We start from the raw sequence: 16,176 nt of genomic DNA, 5'->3' as shown, positions 1-16,176 counted from the left end.
GCGCAGCGCAATCGCCGTAGGCGACGCGACGTAGGAGCGCCCTTGAGGGGCGGGGCTCCGGCGCCACACTTACGTGTGGCGGCCCCCATCGCAGAGGCAATCAATGCCCCGGGGCCGCCAACGCCCCCGCCCAGCTACCGCTGGCATCATCGAGGACGTGATCTCGACTCCGGCCTCGACTCCGACCTCGACTCCGCCCCCGCCCCCACCGTGCGCCCAGCGGTTCGTTCTCTTTGATGTCGACGGCACCCTGATCGACGCTCTCGACAACCAGCGTCGGGTCTGGGCTGACTGGGCCGTGCGGTACGGGGTGGACCCCGGCGAGGTGTATCGCGTCGCGCTGCGGACGCGGCCGTTGGAGACCTTCGGCATTGTCGCCCCCGCCGAGGACCCGCAGGAGTGCCTGGCCGCGCTGCACGCGCTGGAGGACGAGGACGTACGGTCCGGGGAGTACACGGCCTTCGACGGTGCGGCCGAGCTCTTGCGCGCGCTGCCGTCCGGCGCCTGGGCGCTGGTGACCTCCAACTACGAGCACCGCGTGCGTGGGCGGTTCGCGCGTACCGGGCTGCCCGTTCCCGACCTGGTCGTCGACGCTGCCGGGGTGACGGAAGGCAAGCCGTCCCCCGTCCCCTACCTGCTGGCCGCCGCACGCCTGGGTGCGCGGCCGGAGAACTGCCTCGTCATCGAGGACGCGCCCTCCGGCGTACAGGCCGGGCTCCGCGCCGGTATGACGGTGTGGGGGGTGAACACGGCCGCCGCCGTCGACGGCGTCCACCGCCACTTCACCAGCCTTCGGGAAGCGGCTCCCGACATCACCGCCTACCTGGCAGGCGCCCGGCAAAGCGGGCCATGCCGATGTGCGTCGCTCGTATGCTCGGACGCATGACGACACGCGACGCGAGCGCACCACAGGGGAACGGGAACGCCCCCGGCAACACCAGCGCCCCCACCGCCAACGCCATGCGCCGCGCCCTCAAGCGTGCCCGTGACGGGGTCGCGCTCGACACCGGTGAGGCCGCCGTACTGCTCCAGGCGCGCGGTGACGACCTCCTGGACCTTGCCGCCTCCGCCGCCCGCGTGCGCGACGCCGGGCTGGAGGCCGTCGGGCGGCCCGGCGTCATCACGTACTCGCGCAAGGTGTTCATCCCACTGACCCGCCTGTGCCGCGACAAGTGCCACTACTGCACCTTCGTGACCGTTCCCGGGAAGCTCCGCCGCGACGGCCACGGCATGTTCCTCTCCCCCGACGAGGTCCTCGACATCGCCCGGCGCGGAGCCGAAATGGGCTGCAAGGAAGCACTGTTCACGCTCGGCGACCGGCCCGAGGAGCGGTGGCCCGAAGCACGTGAGTGGCTGGAGGCGGAAGGGTACGACGACACCCTCGCGTACGTCCGCGCCATGGCCATTCGGGTCTTGGAAGAGACCGGGCTGCTGCCTCATCTCAACCCCGGCGTCATGTCCTGGACCGACCTCCAGCGGCTCAAGCCCGTCGCCCCCAGCATGGGGATGATGCTGGAGACGACCGCGACCCGCCTGTGGGCCGAGCCCGGAGGGCCGCACTACGGCTCCCCGGACAAGGAGCCCGCCGTACGGCTGAGGGTGCTGGAGGACGCCGGCCGTTCCAACGTCCCCTTCACCACCGGACTCCTGATCGGTATCGGCGAGACGTACGAGGAGCGCGCCGACTCGCTCTTCGAGCTCCGCAAGACCGCCCGCGCCTACCACGGCATCCAGGAAGTCATCGTCCAGAACTTCCGCGCCAAGCCGGACACCGCCATGCGCGGCATGCCCGACGCCGAGCTGGAGGAGCTGGCCGCGGCCATCGCCGTGGCCCGCCACATCCTCGGGCCGAGCGCCCGCATCCAGGCCCCGCCCAATCTTGTCGACTCCGAGTACGCGCTTCTCATCGGCGCCGGCATCGATGACTGGGGCGGCGTCTCGCCGCTCACTCCCGACCACGTCAACCCCGAGCGCCCCTGGCCGCACATCGACGAGCTCGCCGCCAAGACCGCCGAGGCCGGCTTCGAGCTGCGCGAACGGCTCACCATCTACCCGGAGTTCATCCAGCGCGGCGAGCCCTGGCTGGACCCCCGGCTCGTCCCGCACGTACGCGCGCTCGCCGACGCGGAGACCGGGCTGGCGCGCGAGGGTGTACGGCCGACGGGCCTGGCGTGGCAGGAGCCCGACGAGGGTTTCAACGCCGCCGCGTCAGCGATCGGCACCGGCCGCACCGACCTGCACCTCACCATCGACACCACCGGCCGCACCACCGACCGCCGCGACGACTTCGACAACGTGTACGGCGACTGGGACGCGCTGCGCGAGGCCGCCGCCCCCGGCATGGTGCCCCAGCGCATCGACACCGACGTACGGCAGGCGCTCAAGCAGGCCGCCGACGATCCCACGAAGCTCACGGACGACGAGGCGCTCGCACTGCTCCACGCCGACGGTCCGGCCCTCGACGCCCTCTGCCGCATCGCCGACGAGCTGCGCCGGGATGTGGTCGGCGACGACGTCACGTACATCGTCACGCGCAACATCAACTTCACCAACGTCTGCTACACCGGCTGCCGTTTCTGCGCCTTCGCGCAGCGGCGCACGGACGCCGACGCCTATACCTTGTCCCTCTCGCAGGTCGCCGACCGGGCCGAGCAGGCGTGGGAGGTCGGCGCGGTTGAGGTGTGCATGCAGGGCGGCATCCACCCCGATCTCCCCGGCACGGCGTACTTCGACATCGCGCGCGCCGTGAAGGAACGCGTCCCCGGCATGCACGTACACGCCTTCTCGCCCATGGAGGTCGTCAACGGCGCCACCCGCACCGGCATGTCGATCAGGGAGTGGCTGGCGGCGGCCAAGGAGGCCGGTCTTGACTCCATCCCCGGCACGGCCGCCGAGATCCTCGACGACGAAGTGCGCTGGATCCTCACCAAGGGCAAGCTGCCGACCGCGACGTGGATCGAGGTCGTGAAGACCGCGCACGAGCTCGGCATCAGGTCGTCCTCGACCATGATGTACGGGCATGTCGACCAGCCGCGCCACTGGCTCGGCCACCTGCGCACTCTCGCCCGTACTCAGCAGGAGACCGGCGGCTTCACGGAGTTCGTGACGCTGCCGTTCATTCACACGAACGCGCCCGTCTATCTGGCCGGCATCGCCCGCCCGGGGCCGACGGACCGCGACAACCGGGCCGTCACCGCCATGGCCCGGCTCCTCCTTCACCCGCACATCACCAACATCCAGACCAGCTGGGTGAAGCTGGGCGCGGAGGGGGCGGCCGAGATGCTGCGCTCCGGCGCGAACGACCTCGGCGGGACCCTGATGGAGGAGACGATCTCGCGGATGGCGGGCTCGAGTTACGGCTCGTACCGCTCCGTCCAGGATCTTGTCGCGATCGCGGAGGCCGCCGGGCGGCCCTCGAAGCCGCGGACGACGCTGTACGGCGACGTACCGGTCGAGCGGCAGCGGGCGGCAGAGGCGTCGGACGGGCATCTTCCGGCGTTGCTGCCGGTGCTGGAGTGACGCGGCATTAAGGGCGCGTAAAGATTGCCGGAACCCGGCAATGTCTTCTGTCAGTCCTGCATGAGACGATCCGACTTATTCAAGTTGTTCTACAGATCAAATAGATCGGCGCACACGGGGGTGGGTGGCGGATGACTGTTTTTCTCGGTCTCGGCATTGCTGGGATCGTGCTGCTGGCGCTCTCGCTGATCTTCGACGGGATTCTGGAAGGGCTTTTCGGGGGAGTCCTCGACGGCCTGTTCGACGGTCTGCTGTCGCTGCCCGTCATTGCCGGGTTCCTCTCGATGTTCGGCTTCGGCGGCGCGATCATGCTCGGCGCCACGGGTCTCGGAGCCGGTGCGGCCACGGGAGTCGGGGTCGCGGCGGGGGTCGCCACGGGCTGGATCGCGTGGAAGTTCAGCCGTGCGCTGATGCGTGACCAGACCGACGCCACCCCGCGCGGCACCGACCTCGTCGGCACCGCCGGGTCCGTCGTGACCGCGATACCCGCCGACGGGTACGGCGAGGTGCTGCTGCGGCTCGGCGGCCAGCCGGTCAAACTCGCGGCCAAGAGCACGGTGCCGGTCGCGCGGGGCGCCGAGATCTGGGTCGAGGCGTCACTGTCGAGCACCTCGGTCGCGGTGCGCCCCGTCGAACGCTGAATACCGGGCCCATCCGGTCACACCTCGTCCACTCCCGTCCCACCCGCGTCCAACAGTCCTGAGTACGTACCGTTCCAACTGCTGCCGTCCCCTGGGAAGGCAGGGGGGAATTCATCATGAGTCCAGTCATCGTCGCGGTCGTCGGAGTCGTCGTACTCCTCGTCCTGCTGGCCCTTGTCGTCATCACGCGCTACAAGGTCGCCGGCCCCAGCGAGGCCTTCATCATCACCGGCCGCCGCGGAAAGACGTCCACCGACCCGGTCACCGGGCACACCTCCACCGACAACAGCGGCCAGAAGGTCGTCGTCGGCGGCGGCGTCTTCGTTGTGCCGTTCGTACAGCAGAAGTTCACCCTCGACCTCTCCAGCCGGCACATCCCGATCGCCGTCCGCGGCGCCGTCACCCTGCGCGGTGTGAAGGCCAACCTCGAAGGCGTCGCGATCGTCAAGGTCGGCGGCAGCGAGGACGCGATCAGGGCCGCGGCCCAGCGGTTTCTCCAGCAGCAGGACGGCATCGTCGGGTTCACGCAGGAGGTGCTGTCCGGCGCGCTGCGCGCGATCGTCGGCCGCATGTCGGTCGAGGACATCATCCGTGATCGTGCCGCCTTCGCCGGGCAGGTCGCCGAGGAGGCCGAGGCGAGCCTGTCCGGGCAGGGCCTGATCCTCGACGCGTTCCAGATCCAGGACATCACCACCGAGGGCTCCTACCTGGAGGACCTGGGCCGTCCCGAGGCCGCCCGTGCCCGCCAGGAGGCGGACATCGCCGAGGCCATCGCCAAGCGGGCCTCGGAGCAGGCCCGGCTGAAGGCGGCCGAGGAGATCGCCATCGCCGAGCGGACCTTCTACCTCAAGCAGGCCGAGATCCGTGTCGAGACCGAGGCCGCGGCTGCCAAGGCCAACGCCGCCGGCCCGCTCGCCGACGCCGCTCGCCAGCAGGAAGTCCTGGCCGAGCAGGAGAAGGTCGCCGAACGCCAGGCGGCGCTGACCGACCGCGAGCTCGACACGAAGGTCCGTAAGCCCGCCGACGCCGCGCGTTACCAGGCGGAGCAGGAGGCGGAGGCCCGTCGTATCGCGCAGGTCAAGGAGGCCGAGGCGGACGCCGAGCGTTCCCGCCTCACCGGTGAGGGCGAGAAGCTGCACCGCGCGGCGCTTGCCGAGGCGGTACGGATCGAGGGTGAGTCGGAGGCCGCCGCCATCGCCGCGAAGGGTTCGGCCGAGGCCGAGGCGATGCGCAAGAAGGCCGACGCGTTCGCGCAGTACGGCGACGCGGCCGTTCTCCAGATGCTGGTCGAGGTGCTGCCGCAGGTCGTCGCGAAGGCGGCGGAGCCGCTGAGCGCCATCGACAAGCTGACCGTGATCTCGACGGACGGCGCGAGCCAGCTGGCCCGTACGGTCACCGACAACGTCGCCCAGGGCATGGAGCTGCTCACCTCCACGACCGGGGTCGATGTGGCGGAGCTGCTGAAGGGCATCACTCAGCGGGGCACGAAGCCGGCCGCCCCCGCCCCGGCCGACGGCAACGGCCAGATCCCGATCACGGACTGACCCCCGGACGCCCTCCGGGCGTGTCCTCAAACGCCGGACGGGCTGGATTTTGCCCCCTGGGCAATTTCAGCCCCTCCGGCGTTTGAGGAGCGGGGTCCGGGGCGGAGCCCCAGTTCGGGAAAAGCTCCGCCGGAACCCGTCGCACACCCGTCCCCTGAACACCCCGTTCCCCTTCGATTACAGTGCTGCGCCAGACGTCCTCCCGACCTCGTTCAGACGTCGTACGCCGGCACACACACCCGAAGGGCAGAACGCGGTGAGCGCACCAGTCACATCCGTATGGGGCCGTGCCGAGCAGCAGGACTTCCGCAGCCGGGTCCGCGGCTGCCTGCTCGGCGGAGCGGTCGGCGACGCGCTCGGCGCCGGCGTGGCCGCCCTGAGCCTCGACGAGATACGCGCGGCCCACGGCATCGACGCCGTCACCGACCTCGTCCCCGCGTACGGCAGACGCGGCGCCGTCACCGCCGGCACCCAGCTGACCCTCTTCACCGTCGACGGCCTCATACGGGCCCAGGTACGCCGCGACACAGGCGCCTGGCACCCGCCCACCGACGTACACCGAGCGCATCTGCGCTGGGCCCTCACCCAGCGCGACTGGGGCCCCGACGAGCGCCGCAAGGACAACGGCTGGCTCGCCCGCGAGGAGTGGCTGTACGCCCGCCGCGACCCCTCCCGCGAGTGCCTGACCGGGCTCGCCGACGAGACCATGGGCACCCTCGACCAGCCCAGGAACCCCACCGCCCGCGATTCCGGCGCCGTCACCCGTTCCGCGCCCTTCGGGCTGCTCGTGGGCTGGGAGCCGCAGCTCGTCTTCCAGCTCGCCGTCGAGTGCGCCGCGCAGACCCACGGCCACCCCACGGCGTACCTCTCGGCCGGGGCGTTCGCCGTCGTCGTGCACGGCCTGGCGCGCGGCGAGACCGTCGACGCCTCCGTTCAGCGCGCCCTCGCCCAGCTCGCCGCACGCCCCGGACACCAGCCCGTCACCGACGCCCTCAAGCACTCCCTCGGCGCCGTACGCCAGGGCATGCCGTCCCCGGCCCGCGTCGAGTCCCTCGGCGACGGCCGCACCGCCGAGGACGTGCTGGCCATCGCGGTCTACTGCGCCCTCGTCGGCGAGGACATCCGTCACGGCCTGCGCCTCGCCGTCAACCACGGCGGAGCCTCCGACGCCACCGGCGCGCTCTGCGGCAGCCTGCTCGGTGCCCTGCACGGCGAGACCGCGCTGCCGCCGGCGTGGGTCGCGGAGCTGGAGGGGCGGGCCACCGTCCTCGAACTCGCCGACGACTTCGCGATGGAGATGACCCAGGGCCCCGCTCTCCACGGCCCCGCGATCAACGCCCCCGGCTGGCTGTCCCGCTACCCGAGAGCCTGACCCCTGCGCCCCTCCCCGTTACTCCTTCACCCCCTCCGGCACAGCGGCATCACCCGCACCGGCGCCGGCAGGGGCCGGTACAGCCGCCGCGCCCGCCGACGGCTCGTCCCCGTCCGAGTTGATGCGCGCCAGCACCGCGTCGCGCTCCGGGGTGTCCTCCGGCTTGACGAAGCCGATGACGATGAACAGCACCAGCGAGACAGCCAGCGGCACCGACACCTGGTACTGCGTCGCGACGCCGTCCATCCCGTAGTTCACCACCCAGAAGGCGAACAGCCCGCACGCCCACGACACCAGCGCGGCCGTCGGCCCGGACTTACGGAACCGGGGCAGCAGCCCGAGCATGAACGGGATCGCGATCGGTCCCATCAGGCCCGCGACCCACTTGATGACGATCGTGATGATGTCCTTGAACGCCGGCGAATTGACCTGCGTCGCGATCGCCATCGACAGCGCCAGGAACGCCACGGTCGACAGCCGCGCGGCCACCAGCCCCGCCCGCTGCGACCAGCTGCGCGCCTTCACCGACAGGGCGGGCGCGATGTCACGCGTGAAGACGGCGGCGATAGCGTTGGCGTCCGAGGAACACATGGCCATCGTGTGGGAGAAGAAGCCGACGATGACGAGCCCCAGCAGACCGTGCGGCAGCAGCTGCTCGGTCATCAGCGCGTACGAGTCCGAGGCGTCCGGCTTCTGCGCGTCGACCAGCAGCGGCGCGCACCACATCGGGAAGAAGAGAACCAGCGGCCACACCAGCCACAGGACCGCCGACAGCCGGGCCGACCGGGTGGCTTCGCGGGCGTTCGCCGTGGCCATGTAGCGCTGCGCCTGGTTCCACATGCCGCCCGAGTACTCGAACGTCTTGATGAAGAGATAGGCCAGCAGGAACATCATGGTGAAGTCGCCGGTCAGCGGGTCGCTGTGGTTCTCCGGGAGCTTGTCCCACACCGTCCACAGCGAGCTGAACCCGCCGAGCTCACCCATCACCGCGACCAGCATCGCGAGACCGGCGAAGAGCTGGATGATGAACTGCCCCAGCTCGGTCAGGGCGTCGGCCCACAGGCCGCCGACCGTGCAGTAGATACCGGTGATGACGCCGGTGATCAGGATGCCCTGGTTGAGCGAGATGCCGGTGAAGACGGTCAGCAGCGTGGCGATCGCCGCCCACTTGGCGGCGACGTCCACGATCTTGAGCAGGACGCCGGACCAGGCGAGGGCCTGCTGAGTGGGCAGGTTGTAGCGGGTCTTGAGGTATTCGAGCGGCGAGGAGACACCCAGCCTCGACCTGAGCCGGTTGAGCCTCGGGGCGAACAGGCTGGACCCGATCGCGATGCCGATCGCGATGGGGAAGGACCACGTCACGAACGACGTGACGCCGTACTTGTACGCGATGCCCGCGTAGCCGGTGAACATGACCGCGCTGTAGCCGGACATGTGGTGGGAGATGCCGGAGAGCCACCAGGGCATCTTTCCGCCGGCCGTGAAGAAGTCGCTGACGTTGTCCACGCGCTTGTGGGACCAGACGCCGATCGCGACCATGATTCCGAAGTAGCCGATGAGCACGGCCCAGTCGAGACTGTTCATGCCCCCTCCAGGGGTCCGCCTTGTTGCTGCGTTCAACTCAGTGAACGGGATCGCGCTTCGTCAGTACGTCCAATGGGGCGGCGCCCCCGTGCGGGAGCGGGGACTTTGGGGATTGAACCGTTTGTTCGGGGGGCTGGTCAAGGCTTTCGATGGTCAAGCATGTGAACGCAGGTCATCAAGCAGAACGTCTTTGCCTTTTCTTGACCCACCGGGACGTTGTCGTGAACGCGACGGCAGCCACACGATGGGCGGACGCTTCGTCAGGCGCCGTACACGCAAAAGCGACCGCACGGGACGCGGGTCCCGTGCGGTCGGAAGAGGGGGGAAGCAGGGCAGCGACCACCGAGCGACTACCGCATCAGCTCACCCGCGTTGACCAGCAGCGACTGGCCCGTGATCGCGCGGGCCCGGTCGGAGGCCAGGAAGGTCACGGCCTCCGCCACGTCGCCGTCCGTGGCCAGTTCGGGCAGCGCCATACGCTCCGTCAGCCGGCCCAGCACCTCCGGCTCCGGCACGCCCTCGCTGTGCGCCGTGAACTGGACGTACGCCTGGACCGGCGGCCCCCACATCCACCCGGGGAGCACGGTGTTGACCCTGATCCGGTACGGCCCGAGTTCGCGCGCCATCGAGTACATCGCCGAGGTGAGCGCCCCCTTGGAGGCCGCGTACGCAGCCTGCTCGACCTGCGACGGTGCGGCGATCGCCGACTGCGTACCGATGATGACGACCGAGCCGCCCCGCTCCTTCAGTGCGGGCAGGCAGGCCCGTGTCATCCGCAGCGTCCCCAGCAGGTTGACGTCGAGGACGCTCTGCCAGGTCGCGAAGTCCGCGCCCTCGACGCCCCCGAAATAGCTGTCCCACGCGGCGACATGGATGACAGCGTCGATGCGCCCGAAGCGCTCGACGGCGAGTGCGGCCAATGCCTCGCACTGCTCTTCGTGGGTGATGTCCGTGGCGAGATGGGCCGTGTGCCGGCCGTCCGGATCGATCTCGGCGGCGCACTTGACGAGGTTCGCCCCGGTGCGGGCACCGAGGACCGCATTGCCGCCGTCCCGTACGGCGGCCGCGGCGATCCGGTGCCCGAGCCCGGCACCGACGCCCGACACGACGACGGTCTTCCCCTGAAGCAGCATCGGCATTCGGTGCCCCCTTGCTCTGGCTATCCATCTGACGAGGCGTCAGAGTAAGTCCGCCCGGCGTTGGAAGGAAGGGATGGGCAAGCCATGGATGATGACGACACACGCAGTGAGGTGTACGCGGAACTGGCGGGCGTGGGGCCCTACGGGGTGCGGCCCGGACACGCTCTGATCACCATGGTCGAGCCGCACCTGGGCCACGAGTACGCGTACAACCGCTGGTACGAGGACGACCACTACATCGCCGGCGCGATGGCCATGCCCTGGATGTTCGCCGGGCGCCGCTGGGTCGCCACCCGCGACCTCCAGCTTCTGCGCTACCCGGAGAAGTCGGCCGTCGCGCAGCCCGTCACCGCGGGCTGCTACCTCTCCACGTACTGGGTGACGGAGGGGCGCTACGACGAGCACATGAAGTGGACCGTCGGCATCAACAAGCGGCTCAACCGCGACGGGCGCGTCCATCAGGACCGTACGCACGTCTTCACGGCCTTCCAGGACCACGAGGCGACCGTCTACCGCGACGGGTCCGCCGGGCCACGCGACTTCCACGCGCTCGACCATCCGTACAAGGGGCTGGTGCTGGAGGTCGTCGACGCCGAGAGCCCCGAGCGGCGGGCGGAGCTGCTGGAGTGGCTGCGGGGCACGCATCTGCCGGAGCGGCTGGCGGGGACCGGCTCCGGCTCCGGCTCGTCGGCCGCCATGGTCACCGTCTTCCGGCCGACGCCCCTGCCGGGTGACCGGATGAGTTACGTGAAGCAGGTCGAGGGGGTCGACACCCGGCTGACGCTGCTGTGGTTCCTGGAGGCCGACCCGCGCGAGGCGTGGGAGGAGTGGTTCGGCGGGCTGGACGGGGAGGTGGCCGCTTCGGGGCTGGGGCGGGTGGAACTGGTGGCGCCGTTCATCCCGACGGTGCCGGGCACGGACCGGTACGTGGACGAACTGCGCTGAGCGTATGTGGGCCGGGGTACGCCAGAGCCCCCTCGGCCAGGACGGCGGACCGGTCGAGAGGGCTATCTGCCGTAACTCGGGCTGCTCAGTGCGGACCCGTCAGCCGAGGTCGAAAGTCCCCTGGCCGACCCCGCCCACGAATGCGCTCCAGGAACCGGGAGCGAAGGTGATCGAAGGGCCCTCGGGCGCCTTCGAGTCCCGCACCGCGACGGCGTGTGTGACCGGGGACTTGACCTCTACGCATGCGCCATTGCCTCCGGAGTACGAGGACTTCGTCCAGGTGTCCGTAGCGCCCTGATGGATTGCCATGTTCGCTCCGATTTTGCTGGTCGTGGAGGGAGACGCCAACGTTTTGTGCTGGCGGGAGCGACGCTACTCGTGAACGTGTCGGCGTGAGGGGGGCGTTCACCCGACCGGATGGCATATTCCATTTAGCCTTCCGCTGCGGGGTGGCCACGGTGTACCGTTCCGGTTCCCTCGGCGGAAGCGCTGCTGTCAGAGCGCGTATTCCTTCGCGATGTCCGCGATGAACTGCCGCGACGCTTCGACATTCAGCGCCTGGGCGCGCAGATGCTCATACATCACGCTGTACTTCTGAACGTCGTTGGCCTTCTCCAGGTAGAGGTCGCTCGTGACGCCCTCGATGTAGACCACGCTGGAGTCGGCCGCGTCCGGGAACTCCAGGATCGCGTAATGGCCGCTGATGCCGGGATGCGCGCCCATGTCGAAGGGGAGTATCTGGACCGTCACATGGGGCAGCTGTGACTGCTCCACCAAGTGCTCCAGTTGCTCACGCATGAGCTGTTTGTCGCCGACGACGCGGCGCAGCGCGGCCTCGTCGATGACGGCCCACAGGCGCAGCGGCTGGTCGTCCGTGAGGATGCGTTCCTGTCGGCGCAGTCTGACGTTGACCCGTTTCTCCACGTCGGTCGCCGCCGTCTCGGGCAGCGCGCCGGTGATGAGCGCCTCGGCGTACTGCGGGGTCTGGAGGAGGCCGGGGACGATCTGGGGGTCGTACACGCGCAGCGAGGCGGCGTCGGTCTCCAGGCCGATGTAGACGCTGTACGGGATGTCGCCGAAGGCGTGCCACCAGCCCTGCTGGCGGGAGTCCTTGGCCATCTGCATCAGCGAGTCGACGATGCGGTGGTCCTCGACGTCGTACACACCGCACAGGTCGCGTACGTCGCGCTGGCTGATGGAGCGGCGGCCGTTCTCGAGGCGGCTGATCTTCGACTGCGAGACGAGCAGGCGCTCCGCCACCTCTTCGGCCGTCATGCCCTTGAGCTCGCGGAGCCGGCGGAGCTCCTGGCCGAGTCGGCGTCGCCTGACGGTTGGGTTGACGTTGGACGCCACGGGAACTGCACCTCCGGCTGAGTGCGTTGTGCCTATGTACTGCCAGCACGCTCTACTGCTCAGCAGACTGCCACCAATGGTCATGTCCGCGCTGGGAAATGGCCACACACGGTGCCGACGCAAGCGCGCGGGGTGGCGGTCCGGTCCTGTCCAGGGTGGCCTGGACGACCGTTCCACTACCCCGCGCGCTTCGGTGCGGCTCCCGAACCGGGTCTTGGGGACGTCGGTGCGGCGTTGGTCCTACGGGTGCTGCTCAGGTACTGCTCTTCGGGCTGCGGCCCGGCTCAGTGCGCCGCGAGGCGCGCCATGCCGTCGCGGCGTGACTGTGCTTGCGGTTGCGGTTGCGATTGCATCGGTACGGTCGACTGCGGTCGGCCACCCGGTGCGGGTCCTCGGCGCGGCTGTGCGGCCACACCGTTCTGAACGTCCATCACGGCGTGCGCCACGAGTCCGCCCATGGGGTCGTGCCTGATCAGATCCCGGAGGCGGGAGCGTGATGAGCGCCCCTCGTTGCCGGGGTAGAGGTGCTTGCCGAGCCCCACTGCGTGAGCGAGCGCGGCGAGCGCCGCGGTCCGCGGGTCCGGCGGTACGCCGGTGCGGATCGCACTGTCCAGCCGGGACCTGATTTCCCGGCAAATCACCGATTCCGTCGCTTGGTAGCGAGTCGTCGGCAGCACTCCGCACATCTGTCCCGCCACGGCATGCACCATGCCGCATCGTTCCAGATGCGAGAGATACGTCTGGCGGAGCCCCAGTCGGGGTCCGCCGATCCAGTGGACCGCCCGTACCGGGCTGCCGCGCCTGCGCAGCAGTTCCAGTGCGGAGTCCAATGTCGGATCTCCTGTCGGCCGTGCCATCACCACGGCGATACGATCCCCGTCTGGGGCTATCCGTCCTGCCAGAGCCAGCTCTACTAGCTGTGCCCCGGCCAGGCCGAGGTCGAGCGACTGCGGCTGCGCTGTGGTACCCGTTGCCGGGTCCAGAGCGAGCAGTAGAAGCTCCTCCGGAAGTGTTCTGCGGCTCCTGCCCATCCATGCCTCCCCGCGTGGATGAATGACAGGGTGACCCCTCTCACATTCATCTGTCGAGAGCGCCTGGGTGCTTCGTACGGGAACCGGCAGGTATGTCGTTCTCGTCTAGCGAGGAGGCCGGGGTCTCAGACAGGACACTGGTACATGGTTCGGACATCGGACCGCGGACAGCGGACGTATGCGCGGGCGCGTATGAAGGAGGCATCGGTGGCGGGCGAGTCCCCCGACAAGTCGGAGCAGCGGAAGTCGTCGGGGGAGAAGGCCCCGGGCGAACGCGATCCGCGGCTCGCCGTTTTCCGGGAGTCGGCCGAGAGGCCGGAGCCGGAGGACCGCGGCCGCGTGGATCAGCCGACGGCAGTCTTCAAGATGCCGCCCCCGGAGCAGTCTCCCCCGGCCTCGGAGACCCCTGAGACTCCTGAGACCCCCGAGACGCCCGAGCGCGATGCGCGCCTGCGGGCGGCGGTGGCGGCGTGGGTCGCCACATCGGACACGCCGGCCGACGAGCCCACCCCGGACACACCCACCGCTGACGCGGCCGACGCGGGCCGCGAGGCTGCGGCCGCCGAGGCGTCGCGCTCGGCCGCTACGGACGGCGACGAGCCGCTGGCGGGCAAGGCTGCGGCCACGCTGCCGGCTGACGCGGACGTGTCGGGTGCGGGTCGGGCGTCTGCGCCCCCCAAGGGCGAGGTCGCGGACGCTGACGCCTCCGGCGCGGGTCTGGCGGCCGGCGCCGGAGCGTCCGGTTCGGCTGCTGCTGACGGTGACGTGCCGTCGGTGGGCGAGGCCGGGTCCTCGGCGCGGGCCGACGTGGACGCGTCGGGTGCGGGTGGGGCGGCTGCTGCTGCCGGGACTGCGCCGCGGGCTGAGGTGGATGGCGGCGTTCCCGGTGTGCGTCGGGTGTCTGGTGCCGGGGCGTCGGGTTCGGGCGCTGCTGGCAGTGACGTGCCGTCGGTGGGCGAGGCTGGGGCCTCGGCGCGGGCTGACGTGGACGCGTCGGGTGCGGGCCGGGCGGCTGCGCCTGCCATGGACACGGCCGGCGGCGAGTCGTCGTCGGACGGTGCTGCTGCACGGTCGGCTGAGGTGGACGGTGGCGCCTCCGGCGCCGGCCGGGCAGCTGGGTCGCAGCCTGGCGCGGGCGGCTCGCGGGCGGGGCGGGCTGTTGCCGCCGAGGCGCAGGGCGGCACGCGTGAGTCGCGGGCGGCCGACGCGGATGCGAATGCGAATGCTTCGGGCGAGACCGGTCGTGCTCTCCGCGAAGGCGGTCGTGAAGACACTCCCGCGGCCGACCCTGGGCTGCCGGGTGCGGGACGTGCGGCTGCCGACGCCGGCCGAGACTCCGGTGCCGGCGGTGGGACGCGGGACGGCGGTGAAGAGTCGTCCGGTGGTGGTTCCGGCGCCGGGCGGGGGGTTGACCAGGCCACTGCTGTGTTCAAGGCTGTGCGGCCGCGGCAGGCCGTTGATCAGCCGACCACCGCGCTGAAGGCCCTCGGCAAGCCCGAGACCACCGAGTCCGCCGCCGAGCGCACCAGCAAGTTCGTTCCGCTGAAGCGGGACGACGTGCGGCCGCCGGCCGTGAGACCGAGCCCTGCCCCCGCTGCGCAGTCCGGGCCGACTCCCGTGTCCGCCCCCATGCCGGAGGCGGAACGCACTCGGCAGCAGCCGCTGCCGCCCAGGCCGCCGCTCGACCTGCTCGCCGAGCTGACGAACACCCCGCCGCCAGCCGAGACCCCGGTCAGGACCGCCGTTCGGCGGGTCAAGATCTGGACGCCGCTGGTGCTGCTGCTGGTGGTCGTCTTTGCGGTCGCACAGTTCCTGCGGCCGCTTCCGTCGCCGACCCTCGCGCTGACGGCGAAGCCGACGTACACCTTCGACGGTGACGCGCTCAACATGCCGTGGCCCGAGGGCGGCCAGTCGGCCGTCGAGGTGCAGGGTGTCGGCAGCATCGGTACGCACGGGGAGCAGAAGCCCTCGCCGATCGCGAGTGTCGCCAAGGCGATGACGGCGTACGTGATCCTCAAGGAGCACCCGCTCAAGGGCGACGAGACGGGCCCGAAGATCACGGTCGACGAACAGGCAGAGCGGGAGTCCAAGGCTTCCGACGAGTCGACCGCCGCGATCAGGGAGGGGCAGCAGTTCACCGAGCGGCAGATGCTCCAGCTGCTGATGATCCCGTCGGGCAACAACGCGGCGCGGCTGCTGGCCCGCTGGGGAGCCAAGTCCCAGGACGAGTTCGTCACGAAGATGAACGACGCCGCCAAGGACCTCGGCATGAAGAACACGACGTACACCGACCCGAGCGGTCTCGACGCCTCCACGGTGAGCACCGCGGCCGACCAGCTCAAGCTGGCCAAGGCGGTCATGGAGAACGACGTGTTCCGCGAGATCGTCAACATGCCCGAGGCGGTGATCCCGGGTATCGACGGCAAGATCTACAACAACAACAACATCCTGCTGCAGCCCGGCGTGAGCGGCATCAAGACCGGCTCCTCCACCCCCGCCGGCGGCAACCTGCTGTGGACCGCCGACACCGTCATCGACGGCAAGGAGCGCCGGATCGTCGGCGCGGTGATGGGCCAGCAGGACGCCACCACGCCCGACTCCAAGCTGCAGCTCGCGATCGCCCGGAGCCTCAAGCTGATCCAGGCCGCGCAGCGGGACGTCACGTCGGCGACCGTCGTGAAGAAGGGCCAAGTCGTCGGTTACGTCGACGACGGCCTCGGCGGTCAGACGCCGGTCGTGGCGACGAAGGACCTGAAGGCGGTCGGCTGGCCGGGCCTGAAGGTGGAGCTGGCGATCTCCGACGCGGGCAAGCCGCTGCCGCACGCAGCGAAGGCGGGCGACGAGGTCGGTCAGGTGACCGTCGGCTCTGGACCGGGGCAGGTCAAGGCGCCGGTCGCGCTCCAGAAGGACCTGGTCGAGCCGGGATTCGGCGACAAGCTGACCCGCATCGGCTGACGTTGGGCCGATGAGCGGAGTGCTGCCGCCGGACGCGGGAACCGGCGGCAGCACCACGGGCGCCGCGTGTTAGCGTCCGGGCAACTTGGGACG

The 16,176-nt window shown here is 70.2% G+C and carries 12 protein-coding genes; 7 read left to right on the top strand and 5 right to left on the bottom strand.

What is annotated here, in order from left to right:
* Positions 1-160 precede the first annotated feature (160 nt).
* The 5 genes from ABZX79_RS17535 to ABZX79_RS17515 all read left to right on the top strand — a co-directional run bounded on the left by ABZX79_RS17535 (position 161) and on the right by ABZX79_RS17515 (position 7,076).
* Positions 161-886 carry an HAD-IA family hydrolase gene (locus tag ABZX79_RS17535; RefSeq protein WP_355257713.1) on the top strand — a complete coding sequence of 242 codons (726 nt, stop codon included), beginning with the start codon at positions 161-163 and terminating at the stop codon, positions 884-886.
* Complete coding sequence (locus ABZX79_RS17530) at positions 883-3,519, top strand: bifunctional FO biosynthesis protein CofGH (protein ID WP_355257661.1); 2,637 nt, start codon at positions 883-885, stop codon at positions 3,517-3,519. Before ABZX79_RS17535 ends, ABZX79_RS17530 begins: the two co-directional genes overlap by 4 nt.
* 131 nt (positions 3,520-3,650) lie before the next feature.
* Positions 3,651-4,160, top strand: a complete 510-nt coding sequence (locus ABZX79_RS17525) for a hypothetical protein (protein WP_355257658.1) — start codon at positions 3,651-3,653, stop codon at positions 4,158-4,160.
* Positions 4,161-4,276: 116 nt separating this feature from the next.
* A complete protein-coding gene (locus tag ABZX79_RS17520; protein ID WP_355257655.1) occupies positions 4,277-5,704 on the top strand; it encodes an SPFH domain-containing protein in 1,428 nt (475 codons plus the stop codon).
* Between the two features lie 256 nt (positions 5,705-5,960).
* Positions 5,961-7,076 (top strand): ADP-ribosylglycohydrolase family protein, encoded by a 1,116-nt coding sequence (locus ABZX79_RS17515; RefSeq protein ID WP_355257652.1) that lies wholly within the window; start codon positions 5,961-5,963, stop codon positions 7,074-7,076.
* 18 nt (positions 7,077-7,094) lie between these two features.
* Here the strand turns inward: ABZX79_RS17515 and ABZX79_RS17510 are convergent, their stop codons facing one another.
* Both ABZX79_RS17510 and ABZX79_RS17505 read right to left on the bottom strand, forming a co-directional pair.
* Positions 7,095-8,660, bottom strand: coding sequence for a sodium:solute symporter family protein (locus ABZX79_RS17510; RefSeq protein ID WP_355257649.1), 1,566 nt, complete (start codon positions 8,658-8,660; stop codon positions 7,095-7,097).
* Between the two features lie 350 nt (positions 8,661-9,010).
* Positions 9,011-9,793 carry an SDR family oxidoreductase gene (locus ABZX79_RS17505; RefSeq protein ID WP_355257710.1) on the bottom strand — a complete coding sequence of 261 codons (783 nt, stop codon included), beginning with the start codon at positions 9,791-9,793 and terminating at the stop codon, positions 9,011-9,013.
* A gap of 90 nt (positions 9,794-9,883) precedes the next feature.
* Here ABZX79_RS17505 and ABZX79_RS17500 point away from each other — a divergent pair, with 90 nt between their 5' ends.
* Positions 9,884-10,744 carry a hypothetical protein gene (locus ABZX79_RS17500; protein WP_355257646.1) on the top strand — a complete coding sequence of 287 codons (861 nt, stop codon included), beginning with the start codon at positions 9,884-9,886 and terminating at the stop codon, positions 10,742-10,744.
* 99 nt (positions 10,745-10,843) lie between these two features.
* Here ABZX79_RS17500 and ABZX79_RS17495 read toward each other — a convergent pair whose 3' ends face one another.
* The 3 genes from ABZX79_RS17495 to ABZX79_RS17485 form a co-directional block, all read right to left on the bottom strand.
* Positions 10,844-11,053: a DUF397 domain-containing protein gene (locus ABZX79_RS17495; protein WP_069928331.1), complete on the bottom strand. Its 210-nt coding sequence runs from the start codon at positions 11,051-11,053 to the stop codon at positions 10,844-10,846.
* Between the two features lie 186 nt (positions 11,054-11,239).
* Entirely contained in the window at positions 11,240-12,097 is an 858-nt protein-coding gene (locus ABZX79_RS17490) for a helix-turn-helix transcriptional regulator (protein WP_355257641.1), read from the bottom strand.
* A gap of 284 nt (positions 12,098-12,381) precedes the next feature.
* Positions 12,382-13,128: a GPP34 family phosphoprotein gene (locus tag ABZX79_RS17485; protein WP_355257638.1), complete on the bottom strand. Its 747-nt coding sequence runs from the start codon at positions 13,126-13,128 to the stop codon at positions 12,382-12,384.
* A 144-nt stretch (positions 13,129-13,272) separates the two neighbouring features.
* Here ABZX79_RS17485 and ABZX79_RS17480 point away from each other — a divergent pair, with 144 nt between their 5' ends.
* Positions 13,273-16,083, top strand: coding sequence for a D-alanyl-D-alanine carboxypeptidase (locus tag ABZX79_RS17480; RefSeq protein WP_355257635.1), 2,811 nt, complete (start codon positions 13,273-13,275; stop codon positions 16,081-16,083).
* Positions 16,084-16,176: the final 93 nt, after the last annotated feature.

This window comes from Streptomyces sp. NPDC002994 (assembly GCF_040611155.1).
Classification (GTDB): Bacteria; Actinomycetota; Actinomycetes; order Streptomycetales; family Streptomycetaceae; genus Streptomyces.
The sequence above is the reverse complement of the archived record's forward strand: the minus strand, read 5'-3'. Positions and strand labels throughout refer to the sequence as shown.